Annotated in this window: 25 protein-coding genes, 1 tRNA gene and 1 pseudogene; 18 read left to right on the forward strand and 9 right to left on the reverse strand. The window is 64.0% G+C overall.

The features are described from left to right. Positions 1–58 precede the first annotated feature (58 nt). The 3 genes from V1279_RS25320 (at position 59) to V1279_RS25330 (ending at position 3,655) form a co-directional block, all read left to right on the forward strand. Positions 59–1,672: an ABC transporter substrate-binding protein gene (locus tag V1279_RS25320; RefSeq protein WP_334441450.1), complete on the forward strand. Its 1,614-nt coding sequence runs from the start codon at positions 59–61 to the stop codon at positions 1,670–1,672. 92 nt (positions 1,673–1,764) lie between these two features. Then, the gene (locus tag V1279_RS25325) at positions 1,765–2,736 is read left to right on the forward strand and encodes an ABC transporter permease (RefSeq protein WP_334441453.1); all 972 of its coding nucleotides are present in this window, start codon (positions 1,765–1,767) and stop codon (positions 2,734–2,736) included. 16 nt (positions 2,737–2,752) lie between these two features. After that, on the forward strand, positions 2,753–3,655 hold the full coding sequence (locus tag V1279_RS25330; protein ID WP_334441455.1) for an ABC transporter permease: 903 nt from the start codon (positions 2,753–2,755) through the stop codon (positions 3,653–3,655). A gap of 12 nt (positions 3,656–3,667) precedes the next feature. Here the strand turns inward: V1279_RS25330 and V1279_RS25335 are convergent, their stop codons facing one another. Next, positions 3,668–4,555: an isocitrate lyase/PEP mutase family protein gene (locus V1279_RS25335; RefSeq protein WP_275187986.1), complete on the reverse strand. Its 888-nt coding sequence runs from the start codon at positions 4,553–4,555 to the stop codon at positions 3,668–3,670. 377 nt (positions 4,556–4,932) lie between these two features. Here V1279_RS25335 and V1279_RS25345 point away from each other — a divergent pair, with 377 nt between their 5' ends. Beyond that, positions 4,933–5,313, forward strand: coding sequence for a tyrosine-type recombinase/integrase (locus tag V1279_RS25345; protein WP_334441460.1), 381 nt, complete (start codon positions 4,933–4,935; stop codon positions 5,311–5,313). A gap of 8 nt (positions 5,314–5,321) precedes the next feature. Here the strand turns inward: V1279_RS25345 and V1279_RS25350 are convergent. Next, positions 5,322–5,398 (reverse strand) — tRNA-Pro (locus V1279_RS25350). 69 nt (positions 5,399–5,467) lie between these two features. Here V1279_RS25350 and V1279_RS25355 point away from each other — a divergent pair. The 4 genes from V1279_RS25355 to V1279_RS25370 are packed head-to-tail and all read left to right on the forward strand — an operon-like array spanning position 5,468 to position 8,996. Next, entirely contained in the window at positions 5,468–6,460 is a 993-nt protein-coding gene (locus V1279_RS25355) for an L-threonylcarbamoyladenylate synthase (RefSeq protein WP_334441462.1), read from the forward strand. Positions 6,461–6,488: 28 nt separating this feature from the next. Further along, positions 6,489–7,940 carry an FAD-binding oxidoreductase gene (locus tag V1279_RS25360; protein ID WP_334441465.1) on the forward strand — a complete coding sequence of 484 codons (1,452 nt, stop codon included), beginning with the start codon at positions 6,489–6,491 and terminating at the stop codon, positions 7,938–7,940. 2 nt (positions 7,941–7,942) lie between these two features. After that, the gene (locus tag V1279_RS25365) at positions 7,943–8,398 is read left to right on the forward strand and encodes a GNAT family acetyltransferase (RefSeq protein ID WP_334441467.1); all 456 of its coding nucleotides are present in this window, start codon (positions 7,943–7,945) and stop codon (positions 8,396–8,398) included. 16 nt (positions 8,399–8,414) lie between these two features. Further along, positions 8,415–8,996, forward strand: a complete 582-nt coding sequence (locus V1279_RS25370) for an NUDIX domain-containing protein (protein ID WP_334441470.1) — start codon at positions 8,415–8,417, stop codon at positions 8,994–8,996. A gap of 4 nt (positions 8,997–9,000) precedes the next feature. Here V1279_RS25370 and V1279_RS25375 read toward each other — a convergent pair whose 3' ends face one another. After that, on the reverse strand, positions 9,001–9,765 hold the full coding sequence (locus V1279_RS25375; protein WP_334441473.1) for an SOS response-associated peptidase: 765 nt from the start codon (positions 9,763–9,765) through the stop codon (positions 9,001–9,003). Between the two features lie 62 nt (positions 9,766–9,827). Between V1279_RS25375 and V1279_RS25380 the strand changes: the two genes are divergently transcribed. The 5 genes from V1279_RS25380 to V1279_RS25400 all read left to right on the forward strand — a co-directional run bounded on the left by V1279_RS25380 (position 9,828) and on the right by V1279_RS25400 (position 12,354). Beyond that, positions 9,828–10,340, forward strand: a complete 513-nt coding sequence (locus tag V1279_RS25380; protein ID WP_442894813.1) for a hypothetical protein — start codon at positions 9,828–9,830, stop codon at positions 10,338–10,340. 93 nt (positions 10,341–10,433) lie between these two features. After that, positions 10,434–10,853, forward strand: coding sequence for an NUDIX hydrolase (locus V1279_RS25385; RefSeq protein WP_334441480.1), 420 nt, complete (start codon positions 10,434–10,436; stop codon positions 10,851–10,853). Positions 10,854–10,916: 63 nt separating this feature from the next. Next, positions 10,917–11,294: a TIGR02301 family protein gene (locus tag V1279_RS25390; protein ID WP_334441483.1), complete on the forward strand. Its 378-nt coding sequence runs from the start codon at positions 10,917–10,919 to the stop codon at positions 11,292–11,294. A gap of 3 nt (positions 11,295–11,297) precedes the next feature. Further along, on the forward strand, positions 11,298–11,936 hold the full coding sequence (locus V1279_RS25395; protein ID WP_334441486.1) for an HAD family hydrolase: 639 nt from the start codon (positions 11,298–11,300) through the stop codon (positions 11,934–11,936). A gap of 151 nt (positions 11,937–12,087) precedes the next feature. Further along, on the forward strand, positions 12,088–12,354 hold the full coding sequence (locus V1279_RS25400; RefSeq protein WP_334441488.1) for a hypothetical protein: 267 nt from the start codon (positions 12,088–12,090) through the stop codon (positions 12,352–12,354). A gap of 6 nt (positions 12,355–12,360) precedes the next feature. Here V1279_RS25400 and V1279_RS25405 read toward each other — a convergent pair. After that, positions 12,361–13,696: pseudogene (locus tag V1279_RS25405) on the reverse strand (dihydroorotase). Between the two features lie 150 nt (positions 13,697–13,846). Between V1279_RS25405 and ygfZ the strand changes: the two are divergent. From ygfZ to V1279_RS25430, 5 genes are all read left to right on the forward strand, one after another. Next, positions 13,847–14,728, forward strand: coding sequence for a CAF17-like 4Fe-4S cluster assembly/insertion protein YgfZ (gene ygfZ, locus V1279_RS25410; RefSeq protein ID WP_334441490.1), 882 nt, complete (start codon positions 13,847–13,849; stop codon positions 14,726–14,728). Next, complete coding sequence (locus tag V1279_RS25415; RefSeq protein ID WP_334441493.1) at positions 14,725–15,351, forward strand: DNA-3-methyladenine glycosylase I; 627 nt, start codon at positions 14,725–14,727, stop codon at positions 15,349–15,351. The genes ygfZ and V1279_RS25415 overlap by 4 nt, the downstream gene beginning before the upstream one ends. Then, on the forward strand, positions 15,348–15,959 hold the full coding sequence (locus tag V1279_RS25420) for an HD family hydrolase (protein WP_334441496.1): 612 nt from the start codon (positions 15,348–15,350) through the stop codon (positions 15,957–15,959). Before V1279_RS25415 ends, V1279_RS25420 begins: the two co-directional genes overlap by 4 nt. A gap of 75 nt (positions 15,960–16,034) precedes the next feature. Then, positions 16,035–16,541 (forward strand): tyrosine phosphatase family protein, encoded by a 507-nt coding sequence (locus tag V1279_RS25425; RefSeq protein WP_334441499.1) that lies wholly within the window; start codon positions 16,035–16,037, stop codon positions 16,539–16,541. A 162-nt stretch (positions 16,542–16,703) separates the two neighbouring features. Continuing rightward, positions 16,704–19,409 (forward strand): DUF2339 domain-containing protein, encoded by a 2,706-nt coding sequence (locus V1279_RS25430; RefSeq protein WP_334441502.1) that lies wholly within the window; start codon positions 16,704–16,706, stop codon positions 19,407–19,409. Between the two features lie 4 nt (positions 19,410–19,413). On the opposite strand, the gene V1279_RS25435 is transcribed toward V1279_RS25430, so the two are convergent. The 5 genes from V1279_RS25435 to V1279_RS25455 all read right to left on the reverse strand — a co-directional run bounded on the left by V1279_RS25435 (position 19,414) and on the right by V1279_RS25455 (position 23,064). Then, the gene (locus V1279_RS25435; protein WP_334446780.1) at positions 19,414–19,569 is read right to left on the reverse strand and encodes a hypothetical protein; all 156 of its coding nucleotides are present in this window, start codon (positions 19,567–19,569) and stop codon (positions 19,414–19,416) included. After that, positions 19,547–19,780 carry a DUF6894 family protein gene (locus V1279_RS25440; RefSeq protein ID WP_057849533.1) on the reverse strand — a complete coding sequence of 78 codons (234 nt, stop codon included), beginning with the start codon at positions 19,778–19,780 and terminating at the stop codon, positions 19,547–19,549. The genes V1279_RS25435 and V1279_RS25440 overlap by 23 nt, the downstream gene beginning before the upstream one ends. A 228-nt stretch (positions 19,781–20,008) precedes the next feature. Beyond that, positions 20,009–20,623 carry a hypothetical protein gene (locus tag V1279_RS25445; RefSeq protein WP_334441504.1) on the reverse strand — a complete coding sequence of 205 codons (615 nt, stop codon included), beginning with the start codon at positions 20,621–20,623 and terminating at the stop codon, positions 20,009–20,011. 160 nt (positions 20,624–20,783) lie between these two features. Then, positions 20,784–21,770: an acrylyl-CoA reductase (NADPH) gene (acuI, locus tag V1279_RS25450; protein WP_334441506.1), complete on the reverse strand. Its 987-nt coding sequence runs from the start codon at positions 21,768–21,770 to the stop codon at positions 20,784–20,786. Positions 21,771–21,813: 43 nt separating this feature from the next. Continuing rightward, positions 21,814–23,064 (reverse strand): MFS transporter, encoded by a 1,251-nt coding sequence (locus tag V1279_RS25455; RefSeq protein ID WP_334441509.1) that lies wholly within the window; start codon positions 23,062–23,064, stop codon positions 21,814–21,816. Positions 23,065–23,080 lie beyond the last annotated feature (16 nt).

Consider the following 23,080-nt stretch of genomic DNA (forward strand, 5'->3'; position numbering starts at 1 on the left):
GGCGCAAGACCCTCGGTCGTCTGAAAAAGGAGAATGCGTTTTCAGAGGAGGAGAGATCATGAAACTGTCGAGATATCTCGGACCTGTGTCAATCGCGGCGGTCACAGCGGCCGTCGCCATCGGCTTCTCGGGGCCTTCGGTTCAGGCCGCACCCAAGCAGGGTGGTACCCTGAATTTTGTGGTACCGGACGAGCCGCCGAGCTGGGACGGTCACCGCGAGACGACGTTCGCGCTGATCCATCCTTTTGCGCCGTTCTACAGCCTGCTCATCAAGGTCAATCCGGAAAATCCCTCCTCACCGACGGACTTCGTGTGCGACCTGTGTACGGGGATGCCGACGCCGGCCGATGGCGGCAAGACCTACACATTCGAGATCAAGCAGGGCGTGAAATTCCACGACGGTACGCCTTTGACGGCGCACGACATCGTCGCGTCATTCAACAAGATCATCTTCCCGCCGGAAGGCACGACCAGCGCGCGCGTCGCCTATTTCGTCATGGTCGAGAGCGTGAGCGCGCCGGACGACCACACGGTCGTGTTCAAGCTCAAGTATCCATCGGGCGCGTTCATCCCGGCGCTGGCGACGCCCTTCAACTTCATCTACTCGAAGGCAAAGCTCGCGGGAGACATTCGCTGGTACGAGAAGAATGTCATGGGCTCGGGACCCTTCAAGTTCGCCGGACGCGAGGCCGGCGCCTACGTGCGGGGCGAGCGCAACAAGGACTTCCACGTTGCCGGGCAGCCCTATCTCGACGGCTTCGAAGCGATCTTCTCCAACAAGCAGGCGGTGCAGGTGCAAGCGATCCGCGGCGACCGGGCCGCAATCCAATTCCGCGGCTTCCCGCCGAAGAGCACCGAGGACCTCGTCAACGCGCTCGGAAAGGACATCACGGTTCAGGAGAGTGACTGGAACTGCGTGCTGCTGTTTACCCCCAACCACAAGAAGAAGCCGTTCGACGATGTCCGCGTTCGCCGCGCGCTGACGCTGGCGGTCGATCGCTGGGGCGGATCGCAGAACCTTTCGCGCATCGCGATCGTCAGGGCGGTCGGTGGTGTCGCGTTCCCGGGTCATCCGCTGGCGGCGACAAAGGCGGAGCTCGAGCAGCTTCCCGGCTACTGGCCCGACATCAACAAGTCGCGTGCCGAGGCCAAGCGACTGTTGCAGGAGGCCGGAGTCCCGGGCCTGAAGTTCGAATTGTCCAACCGCGCCGTCGACCAGCCCTATACGATCGTGGGCACGTGGCTGATCGACCAGTGGCGGCAGATCGGGGTGACGGTCGAGCAAAAGATGGAGCCGACCGGTCCATTCTACGCGCGGCTCAGGTCGGCTGATTTCGACGTGACGGTGGACTTCAACTGCCAGTCGGTCATCAACCCGCTGCTCGACATCGGCAAGTTCCTGTCGGAGGACATCGGCAACGAAAGCTACGGCGCATACGTCGATCGCGACCTCGACAAGATGTTCGAGGCGATGAACCGCACGTCCGACGAAGCCGAGCAGCGCAAGCTGATGCGGCAGTTCGAGAAGCGTGTGCTCGATGAGCAGGGGCATTCGTTCGTCACGCTGTGGTGGAACCGGATCATCCCGCACCGGTCCTACGTGAAGGGCTGGAAGATCAGTCCGAGCCACTACCTCAATCAGGACCTCGCCAACGTATGGCTCGACAAGTAAGCGCCCGACGGCGGTCGTTTCCGTGTCCCCTGCCATAGCAAGGCAGTGAACGGGAAACGGCCGCGGGGGCGGGCAAGAGTGGTGCAGGAACGATGTACCAGTACGTCCTAAAGCGACTCCTGTTGATGATCCCGACGCTGCTCGGCGCCGCGCTGCTTGTCTTCCTGCTGCTGCGGCTGGTGCCGGGCGACGTCTGTGTGCTGCGCATGACGGGCGGGGCTGGATACGTCGATCCCAAGGCGATTGCTCTCTGTCGCTCCGAGCTTTGTCTTGATCGTTCCTATGTCGTGCAGTTCCTGACCTTCATCTGGGACTTCGTCCGGTTCGACTTCGGAAAGTCGATGTGGACCGGACGTCCGATCACGGAAGAGGTCGGGCTCCGCTTCGAGCTCTCGCTGCAGATCGCGATCATGGCCACGATCACCGCCATCCTGCTCGCGATCCCGCTCGGAACGATCTCCGCGGTCAAGCAGAACACCTGGATCGACTACGTGGTGCGCGGCTTCAGCATCGCCGGGATCGCAATGCCTTCGTTCTGGCTCGGCATCCTGATCATCCTCGGCCTGCTGATCACCACGAAGTCGGTGTTCGGAAGCCCGTGGATGCCACCGATCAAGTATGTGCCGATCTGGGTCGACCCGTTGTACAACCTGAGCATGACCATCTTCCCGGCGCTCGCGACCGGCTACCGCTATTCCGCCGTCGCGACACGCATGACGCGTTCGGCGCTGCTTGAAGTGCTGCGCGAGGACTACGTCCGCACGGCGCGCGCCAAGGGGCTCGTCCAGAAGCTCATCATCCGGCGGCATGCGCTCAGAAACGCGCTGCTTCCGGTGGTCACCATCATCGGCATCGAATTCGCATTCCTGATGGGCGGCCTGGTGGTCACCGAGCAGGTGTTCAATCTCAACGGGCTCGGCAAGCTGTTTGTCGCGTCCGTGAGCAATCACGATTACACGATGACACAAGCGCTGGTCATGCTGGTGGTGACGATCTTCGTCGTCACCAACTTCGTGGTGGACATCATCTACGCGTGGCTCGACCCGCGGATCCGATACAAATGACGGCGAGAGGCTTTGCATGACTGTCGCGACCGACCTCGGAACGAGCATCGAGCTGACGGATGAGCGCAAGCCGCGGAGCCGGCTTGCGGCGACCGTCCGGTTCGCACGCCGCAACCCGCTGGGCGCCGCCGGCGCCGCAGTCATCATCGTCATGGTGGTGGTTGCCGCGTTTGCCGACTTCATCGCCCCGTACAACCCGGTCGCCAACGCCTTCGACCGCATGCACGAACCGCCGAGCCTCGAGAACTGGCTCGGCACGGATCAATACGGACGCGACGTGTTCTCGCGCATCGTCTATGGATCGCGCACGGCCCTGCTGGTCGGCTTTGCGTCGTCGTTCGTCGGCGCCACCCTCGGCCTCGTGCTCGGCGTAGCGAGCGCCTATTTCGGCGGCAAGATCGATTTGATCTTTCAGCGTATCCTTGATGTATTCATGGCGTTCCCGCTGATCATCCTGGCACTCTCCGTGATCGCAATCTTCGGAACGGGAGCGGAGAACGTGATCATCGCAATCACTATACCGTTCATTCCGCGCTGCGCCCGCGTCGTGCGTTCAAGTGCGCTGGCGATCCGCGAACTCCCCTACATCGACGCCGCCCGCGCCAATGGCTTTAGCCATGCCCGCATCATTCTGCGGCATATGGTTCCGAACGTCATGGCGCCGTTTCTCATTATGATCACCGCCTTCGTAGGTCAGGCGATCCTGCTCGAGGCATCCCTTTCCTATCTCGGTCTCGGAGTGCAGGAGCCAACGCCGGCATGGGGCCTGATGCTTCAGGGCGGCGCCGAGGAATACGCCGAGAGCGCTCCCTGGATAGCGATCTTTCCGGGGATCGCCATCAGTCTTGCGGTGTTCGGTTTCAGCCTGTTCGGCGATGCGCTACGAGACGAACTAGACCCCAGGCTGAGGTCCCAGTAAGGCGACACTGCTTCAAGCCTCACCCGTCTTGGCCACAGCATTCGAGACGTCGCGGTAGCGGTCCCGCAATGAATCCCATTCGCGAGCGCGGAAGCGAGCAAAAGCCTCTTTAAGCGAGAGGTCCCTGGGCGGCGTCGGAAAGATGCCGGTCTTGAGCTCCGTCAGGAGCTCCTCACAGCAACCGATGACACCCTGGAACAGCAGGGTCGGCAGGATGGCGAGCTTGTAACCCATCGCCTCGGCGGCACTCAGTTCGATCGGCGGACCCTTTCCGCCGCGCACGACGTTGAGGAGACACGGCCCCCCGACCAGTTTGGGAACTGTCTTGACCTCGTCGATCGTCTGCGGCGCCTCGACGAAGGCCATGTCCGCGCCGGCTGCGAGCGCAGCATTGGCGCGTTTGATTGCTTCCTCGAAGTCCACGACTGCTCGCGCATCGGTGCGTGCGATGATCAGGAAATCGAGACTACGCCTTGCGTCCACGGCCGCCCGGATCTTGGCGATGTAGTCGTCGAACGAAATGATCTCCTTGTCGTCCAGGTGCCCGCACTTCTTCGGGAAGACCTGGTCCTCGATGTGAATAGCGGCAACACCGCTCCGTTCGAATTCGCGCACGGCGCGGACCACGTTGAGCTCATTGCCGTATCCCGTGTCGGCATCGGCGACAACGGGGACGTCGACCGCAGCGGCGATCCGCGCTGCATTTTCGACCATTTCGCTCATGGTCAGCAGCCCATAGTCGGGATAACCGTGGCTCGCCGCGGTGCCGGCTCCGGTCATATAGACGGCCGGAAATCCTGTCTGCGCGATCAGTGTTGCCGTGATGCAATCGTATGCACCCGGCGCGATGGTCACGCCGTCCTGCCGCAGCAGGCTCCGCAAATGCTTGGCTTTGCTCATGTCGCTCTCCACCGTCTCCATCAGTCCGCGTTCAGGCAGCTCGACGCGATAGCTAAGGGGCCGCGTCCGCGGGCGTGGATATCCTATCCCGCCTCGTCAGCCGCAGTCATCGCGCCGCCTGCCGGTCGACCGCCGACATCCAGACGACAAGGTAGATCGCCGGGATCATCGGCACTCCCGGCATTTCCGTGCGCGATCATATCATCGTCGGTAAGAACGGCCACGCCAGCATGACCAATCGGGATGATCACGAACGGGCATCACCAACCACCCCCAATTACAGCCATCACCTAACTGGTGACGACTGCAGACTCCTTTGATTTCAACGTCGTAGAACAGCACCGCCACCACCAATTCCCGACCGGTTGCTCGCCCATATGCGCCGCTGGGTCAGGACAGGCGCCATCGACTCGCACTTTGTCGAGTTCAACGGCGCGGCGGTCAAATCCGTCAAGTCGGGGTTCCGAAGCGCCGTTGGACTCGCCAAGCTATCCACGGAAGCTGGCAAGGTCACTCCGCATACCTTGAGGCACACGGCCGCGACCTGGCTGATGCAGCGGGGCGCAGATCCGTGGAAAGCGGCGGGTTTTCTCGGGATGTCGGTCGAGGTGTTGCTTGATACCTATGGCCACCATCACCCGGAGTTCTTGCGCGAGGCGGCCGCCGCCATCACGACGAAACCAAGCAAGAACATCGTATCTGGGGTTGATCGCGGGGTTGACTTGGCCGCCTATCGTGAAAGAAGACGAAAAGCGTAAGAAAATCATGGTCGGAGTGGCAGGATTCGAACCTGCGACCCCTGCGTCCCGAACGCAGTGCTCTACCGGGCTGAGCCACACTCCGACTTGGAACGCGGCTTATAGCCTTGGGTTTCGGCGACCGCAAGCAGCCGAATTAAGGAAATTAATCACAGTGGATGTTCGCCTGAAAACCCAGATTTTGCCCGCCGGCGAGGCTGCCGTGGTGGCGGCGGCGCGTGTCCTGGCCGAGGGCGGGCTGGTCGCGTTCCCGACCGAGACCGTCTATGGCCTCGGCGCCGACGCCACCAATCCGGCTGCGGTCGCCCGCCTCTACCAGGCCAAGGGCCGGCCCGCCTTCAATCCGCTGATCGCCCATGTCGGCGATATCGCCGCCGCGCGGCAGATCGCGCGCTTTGACGCGCCGGCGACCGCGCTTGCCGAGGCATTCTGGCCGGGCCCGCTGACGCTGGTGCTGCCGAAAACGCACGCTTGCGCGGTGGCCGACCTCGCCACCGCCGGCCTCGACACGGTCGCGATCCGGATACCGGCTCACCCCGTGGCGCGCGACATCCTGCGAACCTTCGGCGGTCCCGTGGTGGCGCCCTCGGCCAATCTCTCGGGTCACGTCTCCCCGACCACGGCTGCGCATGTGCAGAGCGACCTTGCGGGACGGATCGACCTGATCGTCGATGGCGGCGCGGTCGAGGTCGGCGTCGAATCGACCATCGTCGGTTGCTTCGATGAGCCGATGCTGTTGCGTCCCGGCGGCCTGCCGCGCGCGGAGATCGAGCGCGTGCTGGGCCGCGCGTTGGTGCAGCCGCCGGCGGATACTGAGGCCGAAAGCGGGCAACTGCTGGCGCCGGGCATGCTGGCGTCCCATTACGCGCCGCGTGCAAAAGTGCGGCTCAATGCCGTCAAGCTCGAAGCCGGCGAAGCATTGCTCGCGTTTGGCCTCGGAGCAATTTCGGGAATTGACGCCGCCTCCGCGGTGATGAATCTGTCGGAGCGCGGCGATCTCGACGAGGCTGCCGCCAACCTGTTCGGCCATCTTCGCGCGCTCGACAGCCAAGGCGTGCGCACCATCGCGGTGATGTCGATTCCGGACGAGGGATTGGGCGAAGCCATCAACGATCGGCTGCGCCGCGCAGCGGTCGGGCGAGAATGATCGGGCGGGAATGAAAGAGAACAAGAAAATGAATATCGTCCAAGAATCCGTTCAAAGCTCCAAACAAGCTTCCGTGCCGCCTCTTCCCGCCGGGCTGATCGCGAAATTTCGTGCCGTTGTCGGCGACAAATATGCGGTGACCGATGCCGCCGATATTGCGCCCTACGTCACCGAGGAACGCGACCTGTTTCACGGCCGCTCGCCATTGGTGTTGCGGCCGGGCTCCACGGCGGAAGTGTCCGCGATCTGCAAGCTTGCCAGCGAGCACAAAATCGCGCTGGTGCCGCAGGGCGGCAACACCGGTCTCGTCGGCGGCCAGACCCCGCATCATGGCGAAGTGGTCGTCTCGATGCGGCGGCTGGACAAGATCCGCGAGATCGATCCCGCTTCCAACACCATGACGTGCGAGGCCGGCGTGGTGTTGCAGATCGCGCAAGCCCGCGCGGCCGAAGTCAATCGCCTGTTCCCGCTGTCGCTCGGCGCGGAAGGAAGCTGCACCATCGGCGGCAATCTCTCCACCAATGCCGGCGGCACCGCTGCCTTGGCGTATGGCGTGGCGCGCGAGATGGCGCTCGGGCTGGAAGTGGTGCTCGCCGATGGCCGGATCCTCAACGGGCTCTCGAAGCTGAAGAAGGACAACACCGGCTACGACCTGCGCAACCTCTTCATCGGCGCCGAGGGCACGCTCGGCATCATCACCGCGGCGACGCTAAAACTGTTTCCGAAGCCGCACGCGGTGGAAACCGCCTATGTCGGCCTCAGATCGCCGGCAGAGGCGCTGAAGCTGTTGTCGATCTCGCAGAACGAGGCGGCCGGCAGCCTCACCAGCTTCGAATTGCTCGCCGACATCGCGGTCGATTTCAGCCTTCGTCACGGCATCGACATCCGCGATCCGCTTGCGAGCAAGCATCCCTGGTACGTGCTGATGGAATTGTCATCCTCGCGCGACGACGCCCGCGCCGCGCTGGAATCCATCCTCGCCAAGGGCATGGAAGAAGGCATCGTCGACGACGCCGTGATCGCCGCGAATCTCTCCCAGCGCGCTGGGTTCTGGAAACTCCGCGACGAGATGTCGGCGGCGCAGAAGCCGGAAGGCGGTTCGATCAAGCACGATATCTCGGTGCCGGTCGCAGCCGTGCCTGATTTCATCGAAGAGGCCAATGCCGCGGTGGTGAAGCTGATCCCGGGCTCGCGGCCGGTGCCGTTCGGCCATCTCGGCGACGGCAACATCCACTACAATGTCAGCCAGCCGATCGGCGGCAACACTGCCGACTTCATGTCGCGCTGGCACGAGGTCAACGAAGTCGTGTTCGCAATCGTGCTGCGGATGGGCGGATCGATTTCCGCCGAGCACGGCATCGGCGTGCTCAAGCGCGACGAACTGCCCGACGTCAAGGACAAGGTCGCGATCGAGCTGATGCGCGGCATCAAGGCGATGCTCGACCCGCTCGGCATCATGAACCCGGGCAAAGTGTTGTGAACATGTCAGAACCAAAGCCGGTCCCGCCACTCGCCATCGCGCCGATCGCGGACGCCGATGTCCCTGATGTCATCGCTCTGTGGCAGGCCTGCGGACTGACGCGGCCGTGGAACGATCCTGCCGCCGATATCGCGATGTCACGGCGCGAGCCGAATTCAGCGGTGCTGATTGGTCGTGAAGGAGACGCGATAGTGGCGACTGTCATGCTCGGCCATGACGGTCACCGCGGCTGGGTCTACTACGTAGCTGTCGATCCCGATCACCGCAAGAAAGGCTATGGCCACACGATCATGACCGCCGCCGAAACCTGGCTGCGCGCAGCCGGTGTCGCCAAACTGCAATTGCTGGTTCGACGCGAAAACGCCAAGGCAGGGGCATTCTACCAATCGATCGGCTACGCTGAAGCGCAGACCATTGTTTTTGCCAAATGGCTCGACGGCCGCGAGCCGACGCCATGACGGCGAAAGGAATTCGATGACCGTCTCCGATCGCGTCCGCGTCAAGAACGTCGAGATACTCTCCGACGACTACTACCTCTTGAAGAAGACCACATTCGAATATCGCCGCGCCAATGGCGAGTGGCAGACGCAAGCCCGCGAGACCTATGACCGCGGCAACTGCGCAACGGTGCTGCCGTACAATCTTGCGCAGCGCACCGTGATATTGGTGCGGCAGTTTCGCTATCCGGCCTATGTCAACGGCTACGACGATCTCCTGATCGAGGCTGCGGCCGGCGTATTGGACGGCGAAGCGCCCGAGGTGCGGATTCGCGCCGAGGCGGAAGAGGAAACCGGGTATCGGCTCGGCGACATCAGGAAGATCTTCGAAGCCTTCACGAGCCCGGGCTCGGTCACCGAGAAACTGTACTTCTTCGTCGCCGAGTACGATCCCTCGATGCGGATCGGCAACGGCGGCGGACTCGCCGATGAAGGCGAGGACATCGAGGTGCTGGAGCTGCCGATCGATCAGGCGCTCGCGATGATCGCCGACGGCCGCATCGTGGATGCGAAAACCATCATGCTGCTGCAATACGCGGCGCTGAATATTTTTCGATGAGCGTTCAAAACAACGACCCCTGCCCGTCATCCTCCGGCGCCGCCGTCGCCTTGCGCAGCGCGGCCTTCTTCGCAGGCTTCGGCTCTTCCGCCGCCCTCTCCTCGTCGGTGATCGGCAGCAGCAGTTGCGCGTCGTCATTGACGACGCGGTTGACGCGGGTGGAAATCTCGTGCCAGGCGAACTCGCCTTCGGCCGGCCCGCGCAACAGCGGCATGACGTCGTCGGCATCGTTGATCCGGCCGTCGAGCCAGCGCTCGAATTCCTCAGGCGCAATCGTCACGGGCACACGGTGATGCAGCACGGCGAGGTCGCGGCTGGCCGGTGCGGTGACGATGGCGACGCCGTCGGTCTCCTCGCCGTTCGGCCCCATCCAGGTTTCCGCAAGCGCGGCAAAGCTAACGGGACGGCCGTCGCGGCGATGGATGAAGAAGGGCCGCTTGCGGCCGCCGGCGTCCTGCCATTCGTAATAGCCGTCCGCCGGGATCAGGCAGCGCCGCCGCTTGATGGCGTTCTTGAATGCGGGCTTATCGAGAACCGTCTCGGAGCGCGCATTGATCAGCAGCGTAAATTTACGGGGATCTTTCACCCAGGCCGGCACCAGCCCCCAGCGCATCAGCCGGAAATGGCGGCCGCCATTTTCCAGGATGACAACCGGAACTGGCTGAGTCGGCGCGATATTATACCGCGGCGGGAAATTGGGCTGCTCGATATAGCCGAAGATCTGCCGAAGCGCCTCGGGCGGCGATGTAATAACGAAACGTCCGCACATTATCTGACCAGGATAAGCCTCTGTTCAACGTGTGTTAACCCCGGATGTTAACAGTGGGATAGATGACCTCAATGGCCGCCACAGAAGTGCGATCCGATCGCCCGATACCGCCACCGACGGGCCGCATTGACGACGCCCGTGCGGAGCAACTGCGCGCCGCCAATATCAATCCCCGCACCGGGCTCGCCACCGACTACCTGAACCATTTCAACGAAGCCATCATGCTGCTCGAAATGGTTCCGGACATGCCGGAATGCGCGGAGGATTTCCTCACCTGGACCCCGTTGTCCTACGCCGAGCATTTCTGGGCCTCCAATTTCAAGGCCCGCGACCTCGCGATCGAGGCCTATGAATGCGCCGACGCCAGGGTCCGTGCCAATTTCGACAATCTCACCGCTACCATGACCTCGATCCTGACCGCAGTAGGCCAGGCGATGCGCGAGGCCCAGCAGGACAAGACCCGCGCCACGCTGGCCGAGCAGGCCACCGCTTGGGTCAAGCCGCTGGTGGCGCTGGCCGGTGGCGTCATCAACGGCAACGCCGACAACGACGTCGAAGCGGTCATGTCGAACTAGCCGCCTCACGCTTCGCTGCTATCAGCCGCATTAGACCTGCGCGAACCGATCGGGCATGATCACAGCAAGTTCCCTGCTTACCGGATTCACCCCTTGGCTTCCCCTGTCCAGCCGACCCACCCCCAGCTCGCCGTCAGCGGCGCGATCTTCCGTGACGGCAAGGTCCTGCTGGTCCGCCGCGCCCGCTCGCCGGCCAAGGGTTTTTACTCGTTCCCTGGCGGCCGGGTCGAATTCGGCGAATCCCTGCACACCGCGCTTCACCGCGAGGTGGACGAGGAAACCGGCTTGAGAATCGAGATTCTGGGCCTGGCCGGCTGGCGCGAGGTGCTGCCCGGGGCCGGCGGCGGCGGGCACTACCTGATCATGTCGTTCGCGGCGCGCTGGACGGCCAGGGAGCCGGTCCTGAACGACGAGCACGACGATTTCAAATGGCTGGCGCCGGATGGGCTCGGCGATCTCAGGGTAACCGGCGGCCTCCGGGAGGTTATCGAGGCCGCCCGGAAGCTGGTCTAGGCGGTCCATTCCAGGGCTTCACACCTTGCCTCGGGCGTATGGAGGGGGCATATCGGCCCTCAAATGCTCAAGCACGCCCTCGCCGCCCTCATCCTCATCTCGGCATGCCATGTGGCCCCCGTGCGGGCCCAGGATGCCGCCGCGCCGTTTGACGGCGACCTGCAGCGGCTGGCCGAGATTCTCGGCACCCTGCACTATCTCCGGGGCATTTGCGGCTCCAATGAAGGGGCGAAATGGCGCAACGAAATGCAGGCGCTGATCGACGCCGAAACCCCGTCCGGCGACCGCCGCGCCCGCATGATCGCCGGCTTCAACCGCGGCTATAACGGCTTTCAGCAGACCTACCGGACCTGCACACCCGCAGCTTCGGTCGCGATCCGCCGATATATCGAGGAAGGTTCAAAGATCTCGCGCGACCTCACCGCGCGGTACGCGAACTGAATCATGGACGCGATCTATTTCGACCTCGACGGAACGCTGACGGACCCCAAGCCTGGGATTACCCGCTCGATCCAGTATGCGCTGCAGAGGCTCGATCATCCGACGATGCCAACCGAGGACGAACTGACCTGGTGCATCGGCCCGCCGCTGCGCGCGAGCTTTGTGAGATTGCTCGGCGGCGATCACACCGCCGATCGCGCGGTGGCGCTCTACCGTGAGCGATTTTCCGATGTCGGCCTCTATGAGAACGGCGTCTATGACGGCATCGGCGACGTGCTGACCACGCTCTGCGCCTCCGGCCACCGGCTGTTCGTCGCCACCAGCAAACCGCATGTGTTCGCCAAACGCATCATCGACCATTTCGGGCTGCGCGATCACTTCGAGCGCGTGTTCGGTTCCGAACTCGACGGCACCCGTGTGGACAAGTCGCATCTACTCGAATACGCGCTGAAGGAAGCTTCGGTCGATCCAGCCAAAACCCTGATGATCGGCGACCGCAGCCACGACATGGTCGGCGCGAAAAACAACGGCATGAAGGGTATCGGCGTGTTGTACGGCTACGGCAGCCGGGACGAGTTGCTGGAGGCCGGCGCGCATCATGTTTGCGCGACCCCGGGAGCGATCCTTGGTTGCATTACGTGAAACGAGCGGGAACTTTTGTGGCCGCCTGAAATTCGGGCAGCGCTGTTAACCCTTCCTAAAGATGTGGCTAGGCGAGCACGCCGCGCGTGCTACAGCTTGTCGCGTTAGGATGCGTTCCGCCCTGGTTCGCGCGCAGATTTCGTTGAGCTTCATGAACCGCCCAGCCACCTTCCCGATCGCCCGCGACCCGCTTCCCGATCACGAACAGAAGCAGACTGCCCTGAGCTACCTGAACGAAGCCTGGGCGGAAGCGCGGCACGAAGGCGTCGATGGCGACTGCCTCGCACAGGCGAGCCTGTTCACGGCGCTGGCCGAACTGGTCTCGACCTACGGCGAGGACGCGGTGGCGAAATTCGCGGAAGGTCTCTCGGCCCGCGTGCGCAACGGCGAGTTTTCGCTGGCGTTGGCGAAGCAGTAGAAACTCTCACGCCTTCAGCGTCTCCAGGAAACGCACCGGTTCGCCGGTTGACGGCGCCGTCACCTCACCCTGCCACATCACACGCTTGCCGCGCACGAAGGTGCCGACTGGCCAGCCGGTGACGCGCACGCCGTCATAGGGCGTCCAGCCGGCGCGCGAGGCCACCCATTTGTTGGTGATGGTCTCGCTGCGCTTGAGATCGACGATGGTGAAATCGGCGTCATAGCCCGCCGCGATGCGGCCCTTGCAGGCGATGTTGTAGAGCCGCGCGGGACCTGCGCTCGTCAGATCGACGAAGCGCGCCAGCGATAGCCGCCCGGCATTGACGTGATCCAGCATCAACGGCACCCAGCGTCTGCACCCCGGTCATGCCCGAGGGCGAAGCGGGATAGGTCTTGGCTTTTTCCTCCAGCGTATGCGGCGCGTGGTCGGAGCCGAGCACGTCGATGATGCCCTGCTCGATGCCGTACCAGATACCGTCGCGGTGATCGGCCGAGCGCACCGGCGGGTTCATCTGCGCGCGGGTGCCGAGCCGCTCGTAGCATTCGGGTGCGGCCATGGTGAGGTGATGCGGCGTCGCCTCGCAGGAGGCGACGTCCTTGTGATCTTTCAAGTATTCGATTTCCTGCTTGGTCGAGATGTGCAGGACGTGGATGCGTTTTCCCGTTTCGCGCGCAAGATTGACCAGCCGCTGGGTCGCCATCAGCGCCGCGGTCTCGTCGCGCCATACCGGATGCGAGCGCGGGTCGCCCTCGATGCGGAGCGGCTTGCGCTCGTTGAGGCGATACTCGTCCTCGGCGTGGAACGCGGCACGGCGGCGGATCACCTGGAAGATGCGTCGCAGGCTCTCGTCGTCCTCGACCAGCAGCGCGCCCGTCGAAGAGCCGATAAATACCTTCACGCCGGCGCAGCCCGGTGCGCGCTCCAGTTCAGGTAAATCCTGAACATTCTCACGCGTGCCGCCGATGAAGAAAGCAAAGTCGCAATGCATGCGATGATAGCCGCGCTTCACCTTGTCGGTGAAGTTGGCTTCCGTGACGGTCAGCGGATCGGTGTTCGGCATTTCGAATACGGCCGTGACGCCACCCATCACGGCACTGCGCGATCCGGTTTCAAGATCTTCCTTATGGGTCTGGCCCGGCTCGCGGAAATGCACCTGCGTGTCCATCACGCCGGGCAGGATGTGAAGGCCCTTGCAGTCGATCGTCTCGCCGGCGGAAGCTTGTCCGAGTCCGCCGATCGCGGCGATCCGGCCGTTGGAAATGCCGATGTCGCGGATGCCCTCGCCGTCCTGATTGACCACGGTGCCGGATTTTAGAATGGTATCAAATCGTTGATTCATCGGAGCTTCAAACGTCCTTGGAAGCCCGCTTTAAGGCTATCGCGCGGGCCTTGTTGGGGGCACCTTAGCGCCTTAACTTCGCATGGGGTATCCGTCACCTGCGTTTCCCCAGGAACTTCAAAAGAACGTCAGAAGAGGCCGATTTAGCTTATGAAAGCAGCGTTTCTTCCGGACCGGGGCGTGGTCAAGGTCAGCGGCGAGGATGCCCGCAACTTCCTCAATGGCCTCGTCACCACAGACATCACGCTGCTCGAGCCCGGCCTTGGCCGGTTCGGCGCGCTCTTGACGCCGCAGGGCAAGATCACGGCCGACTTCCTGATCACCGAAGCCCCGGCCGGCCATAGCGGCGGCTTCCTGATCGATGCGCCCCGCGCGCTGGCGCAGAACCTCGCCGACAAGCTCGGCTTCTACAAGCTGCGCGCCAAGGTCGCGGTCGAAAACATCTCCGACAGCATGGGCGTGCTGGCGGTGTGGGACGGCGAGCCGGCCGTGAAGCCCGATCTGGCTTTTGCCGACCCGCGGCTCGAGGCGCTGGGCTGGCGCATTCTCGTATCAGAAGATCTCAAGCAGAAGGTGGCCGATCTGATCGGCGCCGATCTCGTCGATAGCGACGCCTACGAGGCCCATCGCATCGCTTCGGGCGTGCCGCGCGGCGGGCTCGATTTCATGTACAGCGACGCGTTTCCGCACGAGACCAATATGGACCGCCTGCACGGCGTCGATTTCGACAAGGGCTGCTATGTCGGGCAGGAAGTGGTGTCGCGGATGCAGCATCGCGGCACCGCGCGCACGCGGATCGTGCGGGTCACTCTGGAAGACTTTTCGCCGGAAGCCGGGCTCCCTGTTCTCGCCGGCGACAAGCCGGTCGGCACCATGGGTTCGACTGCCGAAGGCAAGGGTCTTGCGCTGCTCCGAACCGATCGCGTCGCCGATGCGCTAGAGGCCGGCCTGGCGTTGACGGCCGGCGGCCTTGCGATCCGGCTGACCGACCCGAATGACGTTCGCACCCCACCGAAGCAGACCGTCGCATGAGCAAATCTGCGCGCCTGCACCCCGACGGCAAAACACGGTGCCCGTGGCCCGGTGAAGACCCGTTCTACATGGCCTATCACGACACCGAGTGGGGCGTGCCGGAGTACGACGACCGGGCGCTCTATGAAAAGCTGATCCTCGACGGCTTCCAGGCCGGACTGTCGTGGATCACGATTCTGCGCAAGCGCGAAAACTTCCGCAAAGCGTTCGACGATTTCCAGCCGGAAAAGATCGCCCGCTACAGCGACAAGAAGATCCACGCCCTGATGAACGATGCCGGCATCGTGCGCAACCGCGCCAAGATCGAGGGCGCCGTCAACAGCGCCAAGGCCTATCTGAAGATCATGGAAGAAGGCGCGGGCTTCTCAAAATTCCTGTGGGACTTCGTCGACGGCAAGCCCGTCGTCAACCAATTCAAGACCACCGCCAGCGTGCCGGCCTCGACGCCGGTCTCGATCAAGATTTCAAAGGAGCTCGGCGCGCGCGGCTTCAAATTCGTCGGCCCGACCATCGTCTACGCCTTCATGCAGGCGACCGGCATGGTCAACGACCATCTGGTCACGTGCTTCTGCCACGAGAACTGCAGCGGCAAACTTCGCAAGCCCCGCCTCAAGGCCAAATGACGACGCGAAAATCGTCCCATGTCGCCAACCGCGCCTGGCAGCGTATGCTGTCGGGGCGGCGGCTCGATCTGCTTGACCCCTCCCCGCTCGATATCGAGATCGCCGACATCGCCCATGGGCTGGCGCGCGTCGCGCGCTGGAACGGGCAGACCAGCGGCGCGCATATTTTCTCGGTGGCGCAGCACACGCTGCTGGTGGAAACCGTGATGCGCGAGCAGATGCCGCGCGTCGACGCCCGCTTCCGGATTGCAGCGCTGCTGCACGACGCGCCGGAATATGTCATCGGCGACATGATCTCGCCGTTCAAGGCAGTGCTCGGCTGCGACTACAAGGTGGTGGAGAAGCGCCTGCTGGCGGCGATCCATATTCGCTTCGGGCTGCCGCCAACTCTCGCCGATGAAATCACCAAAGCCATCAAGGCGGCCGATCGCGGCGCGGCCTATCTCGAGGCCACCCATCTGGCGGGATTTTCACAGGCCGAGGCGAGGCGCCTGTTCGGCAAGGATCCCGGCCTGCCCGCGGCCACGGTGCGCGATTATCTGACGCCATGGACCGCGGCCCGGGCCGAGAAGCAGTTTTTGGCGCGATTCAAGCTGCTGCTCGGTTGAACGTCTCGCGCAAACCTGCTTTCACCACCCGGTCCGCGGGCCTATAATCGCGACAGGACGCTCCAAGGGATCGCCATGCTTCACATCTGCTCGCTTGCCGCACTTCCCGAGACCGTAAGAGCCACCGGCGCCAGCCATATCCTCACCGTGATGGCCAATGTCGATCAGGTGCTGCGGCCGGCCTCGGTGCTCGAGGCCAATCATCTGAGAGTGTCGATGGACGACATCACCGAGCAGATGGACGGTTTTGTCGCGCCGTCGGACCAGCATATCGAGAGGGTACTGAATTTCGTCCGAGGCTGGGACCGCAGCGCGCCGATGGTGGTGCACTGCTACGCCGGCATCAGCCGCTCGACGGCAAGCGCCTTTGCCGCCGCCTGCGCGCTCAATCCGCATCGCGACGAGATCGAGATCGCCCGGCAAATTCGCGCCCGCTCCGCGATTGCCTCGCCGAACCGGCTGATCGTCAGCCTCGCGGACAAGGCGCTCGGGCGCGAGGGCCGGATGTTGCGCGCGCTCGACGAGATGGGCCCGGGCAGCATGACCGTCGAAGGCCGGCCGTTCCAACTCGATCTGGAATAGCGGCAGATTTGAACTTTTAGCGGACAACGGCGCACACAGGATTGCAACCAGGCTGCGGACGTGGCCGGTTAACGGCTAGTCATTCGTTTTGACGCGTTTTCTTCACGCGAACCGGTACCCACTTCGCTTGAAAACGCTTCGGAACGCCCGCCTGGAGGCCCAATGTTCGACGACCCCTTCGTTTTCTTCGCGCTCGTGATCGCGATCGTCGCCCTGATCTTCGCGCGAAAGGCCATGAACCAGGTGGCAGAGCTGCGCCAGCGCCTGGAGGCGATCCAGGCGACGCCGACGGCCGCCGCTGCGCACGTGCCTCCACCTCTCACACCATTTGAAGCGTTCGAGCGGACCCTGCCCCCGGCCTCGGCCGCACCGACCCCACCGCCCATCGCACCCGACGTCGAATCCGTCGCGCCCGCTGAGGCGTCAGAACAGGCCGCAGGTGGCGCGGCACCACCACCGCCGCCTCCGCTGCCACAGCCCGATCGTGGCTTCGAGGAAACAGTCGGCACTCGCTGGGTAGTTTGGATCGGCGGGCTGACGCTGGCGCTCGGCGGGTTCTTCATGGTGCGATATTCGATCGAGGCCGGCCTGCTCGGCCCAGGCGTGCGCACCATGCTGGGCGGCTTGTTCGCGCTGGCTCTGCTGCTGGCCGGCGAATGGACGCGCCGCAAAGAGAGCATCTCCACGATCGAGGCGCTGCCAATCGCCAATATCCCGGCCATTCTGACGGCCGCCGGAACGGCAGTGGCGTTCGCCACGGTGTACGCCGCCTACGCGCTATACGGCTTCCTGGTGCCGGCGACCGCCTTCATCTTGCTGGGACTGGTGGCAATGGGCACGCTTGCGGCGGCACTCTTGCACGGGCCGGCGCTCGCCGGCCTCGGCGTCGTCGGCGCCTTCGTGACGCCGATCCTGGTCTCGTCCGACAAGCCGGACTTCTGGGCGCTCTACATCTATCTCGCGATCGTCACCGCGGCGGCCTTCGGTCTGGCGCGCGTGAGGCTGTGGCGCTGGCTCGCGGTCACCACGATCGCGTTCGCGCTGCTGTGGACGTTCCCCTGCCTGCAATGCGGTCCGTCGATGGTCGGCCCGCATGCGTTCCACGTGCTCGCCGGTTTCATTCTCGCCGCCCTGCTGGTGGTGTGCGGCTTCATGTTCGGCCCGCCCGCGGACGAGGGCGAGGTCGAGCCGATCTCGTCCGGCTCGCTTGCGGCCTATTTGCTCGGCGCGACCCTGATCGTGCTGAACAGTTTCCATGCCGACACCGCGATGATCGTGTTCGGCCTGCTGGTGGCCGGCAGCCTGTTCGTCGCCTGGCGCAGCGATGCCGCCGCTGGCGCGGTCGGAGCCGCGGCTGCGTTGGTCTTTGTCGTATTCGCCGAATGGGCCGTTCGCGCCAATCCCGACATGCTGGTGCTGCCCGACGGCCCGTTGCAAGGCATCGGGCCGAGCGCCACGGACGGATCGGTGTCGCTGCACCTGATATCGGCCGCGATCTTCGCTGCGGGCTTCGGCGCTGCCGGATTCCTCGCGCAGGGCCGCTTCGCGGGACCGGTCATACCGGTGATCTGGTCGGCCGCCGCGGTCTTCACGCCGGTGGCGCTTCTGGTCGCACTCTACGCCCGCATCGCGCATCTCGACCGCTCGATTCCGTTTGCAATTCTCGCGGTGATTTTGGCAGTGGCCTATGCCGCTGCGACCGAGATCCTCAGCAAGCGCGATGACCGTCCGGGATTGCAGGCTTCGATCGCGCTGTTTGCGACCGGCTCGCTGGCAGCGCTGGCGCTGGCACTGACCTTTGCGCTGGAAAAGGGCTGGCTGACAATTGCGCTGGCCTTGATGTCGGCAGGCACCGCCTGGATTTCAACGCAGCGGCCGATCTCGTTCCTGCGCGCACTCGCGGCCATCCTCGCCGGCATCGTGGTGTTGCGGATCGGCTACGAGCCGCGCATCGTAGGCCAAGCCGTCGGCACCACGCCGATCTTCAACTGGCTGTTGTGGGGCTACGGCATTCCTGCCGCCTCGTTCTGGGCCGGCAGTATCTTGCTGCGACGCGGCGGCGATGACGCGCCGCTGCGGACGGTGGAATCGGCGGCGATCCTGTTCACGGTGCTGCTGGCCTTCATGGAAATCCGCCACGCCGTCAACAATGGCGACGTCTATCGCCAGAGCGCCGGCCTGACCGAGGTCGCGCTGCAAGTCTGCGTCGCGCTGGCGATGGCGATCGGACTGGAGCGCCTGCGTATCCGCACCGGCAGCGTCATCCACAACGCCGGCGCGATCCTGCTGACGGCTTTCGCCGGCCTCGCAACGGTGTTCGGGCTGTTGCTGCTGGAGAACCCGATGCTCCGGTGGATCGACGTCGGCGGCATCGTCATCAACCTCCTGCTGCTCGGCTACGCCCTGCCCGCGGTGCTCGCGCTGCTATTGTCCTATGCCGTGGCAGGCCGCCGCCCCGTGGCCTACGCCAACACGATTGCGGCGGCAGCGCTCATTCTCGCGCTTGCCTATGTGACGTTTGAGATCAGGCGAATGTATCACGGTCCGGCGATCTCGGTCGGTCCGACCACCGGCGCCGAGCAATACACCTACTCGATCGCGTACCTGGCGTTCGGCGTCGTACTGCTCGGCATCGGCATCCTCTTCAACTCGCAGCGCGCGCGGCTGGCGTCCGCGGTCGTCATCGGACTGACGATCCTGAAAGCCTTCATGATCGACATGTCGACCCTGACCGGCGTCTATCGCGCGCTGTCCTTCATGTGCCTCGGCCTGGTGCTGGTGGCGATCGGCTGGCTGTACCAGCGGATCCTGTTCCGCAGGCAAGCGGCGGCGCCGCCGCCTGCGCCGGCTGCTTCCTCGGGAAGCTGACTCGTCAGGCGGCGCGCACCGACTCGAGGAATTTGGCGACCTCGACCTTGAGATGGTTGCTGTCGCCCGACAGCAACTGCGCCGCGGAGAGAACATGCGACGAGGCGGTCTCCGTCTCGGTCGCACCGGACGGCGAGCTAACTGACGGATTCCGCGACAAGGCGAATCCTGAACACCGGCTTCTTGGCTTCGTCCAGGAGCTCCATCTGCCATTCGGCATTCTGTTTCAGGCTGCGCGAAAGGCTGCCGAGCAGGTTGCCGCAGACCTTGGTCATCTCGGTCCAGGCGGCCTCGCGGCTTTCGAATTCGGACCCCTGATCAGACGCGCCCGCGTAGCGGCCGTGGCTGATCCGAAAAAAATATAGCGGCATGATTGATCTCACGTGTTGGGCCGCCTCCCGGCTTCTCTGCCGGTCACCACTTGGAATGAGATTCGCTACCAGGACATGAATGCGCCAGCCCGTATGACTACGGGTTCCCGTTCGCCGGATGAGGCTTGATGTCGGATAGTTCATCGGCCGCGCTGCGTCTCTCGGACCGCCCGCACGCCCATTCGATCCCAAGGCAGCTTATTTGCCGTCCCCGCGGTGTTGCCGCGATCAATCGGTCGAGCGGCGCAGTTCCGGGGCGCTCTCGGCCTTGGCCGGTTCAGGCTTGGCCTGCTCCGCCTTCGGCTCGGACTTCACCGGCTCGAGCTTGGCGCTCTCGACCGCCGGCGTTTCGACCCGCCCCGTTACTTCGGCACGCGCGTCAGCCGCGCGCGACGGCTCCTCCCGACGATGCAGCGAGCGCGGTCGCGCCACGGAGCGCGCCATTAGCATCTGCGAGGCGCCCTGATGGCGGAAATCGCAATATGCGAAACCCATGCCCGAGACGGAGCCGCGGAACGAGCGATCGTCGCGCTTGTCGATATTGAAGCACGGCTCGAACGGAAGTCCCTTGATCGAAGCGCAAACGGCCTGGCCGCGAATCTGCAGCGTGTTGCCCGGCAGGCGCACATGGCGGAGCGGGCCCGAGCCGCTGAATTGGATAGACCCGGCTGCGCCGAGATCGTCGAGCACGCGGCCAGTGCCGCGGGTGCCGTCAAAGCAGGTGAAGGCGAAGGTCTTGCCTGCCACAAACTTGCGCGCCTCGTCGGCATTCATGCTCCCGGCCAGCGCAGGAACGATCATCGCACTGGCCGTGACGGCCCCCAGAACCAAACGCGCAAGCATGCAGCTACTCCAACTTAACAAGAGCGCGGGCGTCCGCCTTGGCTTGAGCACGAAACCGGGCCCCCAGTTTGCCGGACCATGCTGCAAGCCTCTTTACCCCGTGCTTACCATACCAACCGTGGCAATTTGGAGCAGGTTGGTTGGTAAAGTCTGAACGACGTTAGAGAATTTTTACCACGATTCGACCGCGGACCTGGCCGGCGAGGATTTGCGCCCCCGCCCCGACGACTTGGTCGAGGGTGATTTCCTGAGTAATTTCAGCCAGTTTTGCCTTGTCCAAATCGCTGGCGAGACGGTTCCAGGCAAGCCTGCGCTGGGGCAACGGACACATCACGGAATCGATGCCCAGAAGGCACACCCCGCGCAAAATAAACGGCGCGACCGAGGACGGCAGGTCCATGCCGGCGGCGAGGCCGCAGGCGGCAATGGCGCCGCCATATTTGGTCATCGAGAGCAGGTTGGCGAGCGTGGTCGACCCGACGCTGTCGACGCCGCCCGCCCAGCGCTCCTTCGCCAGCGGCTTGGCGGACCCTGCGAGCTCGGCGCGGTCGATCACCTCGGCGGCGCCGAGCCCCTTGAGGTAGTCGGCCTCCGACATGCGCCCGGTGGATGCGATGACGTGGTAGCCGAGCCTGGAGAGCACGGCGGTGGCGACCGAGCCGACGCCGCCGGCGGCGCCGGTCACCACGACAGGGCCGCTCGCGGGCGTCAGGCCATGCTTTTCCAGCGCCAGCACCGACAGCATCGCGGTATAGCCGGCGGTGCCGATCGCCATCGCTTCGCGGGTCGAGATGTTTTCCGGCAGCCTTACCAGCCAGTCGCCCTTGACGCGGGCTTTTTCGGCATAGGCGCCGAGATGGGTCTCACCCATGCCCCAGCCGTTGCAGACAACCTTGTCGCCGGCCTTCCACGCCGGGTGTAAGGATTGTTCGACGGTGCCCGCGAAATCGATGCCGGCGATCATCGGGAAGCGTCGCACCACAGGCGCTTTGCCGGTGACGGCGAGACCATCCTTGTAGTTCAGCGTCGACCACTCGACCGCAACGGTGACGTCGCCGTCCATCAGCTCGGCTTCGTCGAACTGCGTCAGTGCGGTGGTGGTACCCCTGTCCGCCTTGTCGATCCTGATGGCCTTGAACGTTCCCACGGCAAACTCCCCGGGCTTTTCTGTGTCGGGAGTGTTTACCGCATCAGGCGGGTTGTGCAACCGGGCGCGCGACCGGCTGCTCGACGATCGGCAGGTTGATCAGCGCCGACAGCACGCCGAACATGATCGAGAGCCACCAGATCGGCGTATAGGAGCCGAACTGCTCGAACACCACGCCGCCGAGCCAGACACCGAGGAAGCCGCCGACCTGGTGGCTGACGAAGGCGAAGCCGTACAGCGTGGCGAACCAGCGGGTGCCGAACATCAGCGCCACCAGCGCCGAGGTCGGCGGCACCGTCGAGAGCCACGTCAGGCCGGTAACAGCGCCGAATACGATTGCCGAGAAGGTGGTGATCGGAAACGAGATGAACGCCATGATCGACAGTGCGCGGGCAAAATAGATCAGCGACAGGATGTAGCGCTTCGGATACTTGTTCTGCAGCCAGCCGACGCTGAGCGATCCGATGATGTTGAAGAGGCCAATGGCCGCGACCACCCAGCCGCCGGTCTGCGCCGAGACGCCGCGATCGGCGAGATAGGCCGGAAGATGCACCGTGATGAAGGCGAGCTGGAAGCCGCAGGTGAAGAAGCCGAGCACCAGCAACACGTAGGAGCGATGACCGAACGCCTCCGCCAGTGCCGTCTTGAATGATTGCTGGTCCCCGACAGGCTCGTTCGACGACGTCGAAGGCGGTGTCGCGATCGCGAGCGACAGCGGCACGATCAGCAGCATCAGGAGAGCGAACACCGTCAGCGCCGCCTGCCAGCCGAAATTGTCGATCATCGCGACGCCGAACGGCGCGAACAGGAATTGCCCGAACGAGCCGGCCGCGGTGCCGGCGCCGAGCGCAAAGCCGCGCCGCTCGGGCGGCAGCAGCTTGCTGAACGCCGACAGCACCAGGTTGAACGAACAGCCTGATAGACCGAAGCCGATCAAAACTCCGGCGCCGAGATCGAGCGAAAGCGGCGCCGTCGAATAACGCATCAGGAGCAGACCGCCGGCATAGAGCAGCGCACCGACGATCATCACACGCAGGATACCGAAGCGATCGGCGATGGCACCCGCGATCGGCTGGCCGAGGCCCCACAACAGGTTCTGCAGCGCCAGCGCGAGGCCGAAGACGTCGCGTCCCCAGACGAACTCGCGGCTCATCGGCTGGACGAAAAAGCCGAGGCTCGAGCGCGGCCCGAAGCTCAACAGCGCGATCGCGCAGCCGCAGATGATGATGACGAGCGGAGTGCGCCAGGTGCCAAGGCCGGAAGATGGACGTGGGTCGCCGGTCGTTACAGCCATTTGTTTCCCCGCAGGT

Source organism: Bradyrhizobium sp. AZCC 1610 (assembly GCF_036924515.1).
Taxonomy (GTDB): Bacteria; Pseudomonadota; Alphaproteobacteria; order Rhizobiales; family Xanthobacteraceae; genus Bradyrhizobium.

Excerpts from the sequence above, each read along its gene's own strand:
- V1279_RS25330 (WP_334441455.1), top strand. The coding sequence starts at position 2,753 with ATGACTGTCGCGACCGACCTCGGAACGAGCATCGAGCTGACGGATGAG.
- V1279_RS25440 (WP_057849533.1), bottom strand. The coding sequence starts at position 19,780 with ATGCCGCTATATTTTTTTCGGATCAGCCACGGCCGCTACGCGGGCGCG.
- V1279_RS25395 (WP_334441486.1), top strand. The coding sequence starts at position 11,298 with ATGGACGCGATCTATTTCGACCTCGACGGAACGCTGACGGACCCCAAG.
- ygfZ (WP_334441490.1), top strand. The coding sequence starts at position 13,847 with ATGAAAGCAGCGTTTCTTCCGGACCGGGGCGTGGTCAAGGTCAGCGGC.
- V1279_RS25325 (WP_334441453.1), top strand. The coding sequence starts at position 1,765 with ATGTACCAGTACGTCCTAAAGCGACTCCTGTTGATGATCCCGACGCTG.
- V1279_RS25415 (WP_334441493.1), top strand. The coding sequence starts at position 14,725 with ATGAGCAAATCTGCGCGCCTGCACCCCGACGGCAAAACACGGTGCCCG.
- V1279_RS25400 (WP_334441488.1), top strand. The coding sequence starts at position 12,088 with ATGAACCGCCCAGCCACCTTCCCGATCGCCCGCGACCCGCTTCCCGAT.
- V1279_RS25360 (WP_334441465.1), top strand. The coding sequence starts at position 6,489 with ATGAATATCGTCCAAGAATCCGTTCAAAGCTCCAAACAAGCTTCCGTG.
- V1279_RS25425 (WP_334441499.1), top strand. The coding sequence starts at position 16,035 with ATGCTTCACATCTGCTCGCTTGCCGCACTTCCCGAGACCGTAAGAGCC.
- V1279_RS25375 (WP_334441473.1), bottom strand. The coding sequence starts at position 9,765 with ATGTGCGGACGTTTCGTTATTACATCGCCGCCCGAGGCGCTTCGGCAG.
- V1279_RS25455 (WP_334441509.1), bottom strand. The coding sequence starts at position 23,064 with ATGGCTGTAACGACCGGCGACCCACGTCCATCTTCCGGCCTTGGCACC.
- V1279_RS25345 (WP_334441460.1), top strand. The coding sequence starts at position 4,933 with ATGCGCCGCTGGGTCAGGACAGGCGCCATCGACTCGCACTTTGTCGAG.
- V1279_RS25420 (WP_334441496.1), top strand. The coding sequence starts at position 15,348 with ATGACGACGCGAAAATCGTCCCATGTCGCCAACCGCGCCTGGCAGCGT.
- V1279_RS25430 (WP_334441502.1), top strand. The coding sequence starts at position 16,704 with ATGTTCGACGACCCCTTCGTTTTCTTCGCGCTCGTGATCGCGATCGTC.
- V1279_RS25335 (WP_275187986.1), bottom strand. The coding sequence starts at position 4,555 with ATGAGCAAAGCCAAGCATTTGCGGAGCCTGCTGCGGCAGGACGGCGTG.
- V1279_RS25370 (WP_334441470.1), top strand. The coding sequence starts at position 8,415 with ATGACCGTCTCCGATCGCGTCCGCGTCAAGAACGTCGAGATACTCTCC.
- V1279_RS25390 (WP_334441483.1), top strand. The coding sequence starts at position 10,917 with ATGCTCAAGCACGCCCTCGCCGCCCTCATCCTCATCTCGGCATGCCAT.
- V1279_RS25445 (WP_334441504.1), bottom strand. The coding sequence starts at position 20,623 with ATGCTTGCGCGTTTGGTTCTGGGGGCCGTCACGGCCAGTGCGATGATC.
- V1279_RS25380 (WP_442894813.1), top strand. The coding sequence starts at position 9,828 with ATGACCTCAATGGCCGCCACAGAAGTGCGATCCGATCGCCCGATACCG.
- V1279_RS25320 (WP_334441450.1), top strand. The coding sequence starts at position 59 with ATGAAACTGTCGAGATATCTCGGACCTGTGTCAATCGCGGCGGTCACA.
- V1279_RS25365 (WP_334441467.1), top strand. The coding sequence starts at position 7,943 with ATGTCAGAACCAAAGCCGGTCCCGCCACTCGCCATCGCGCCGATCGCG.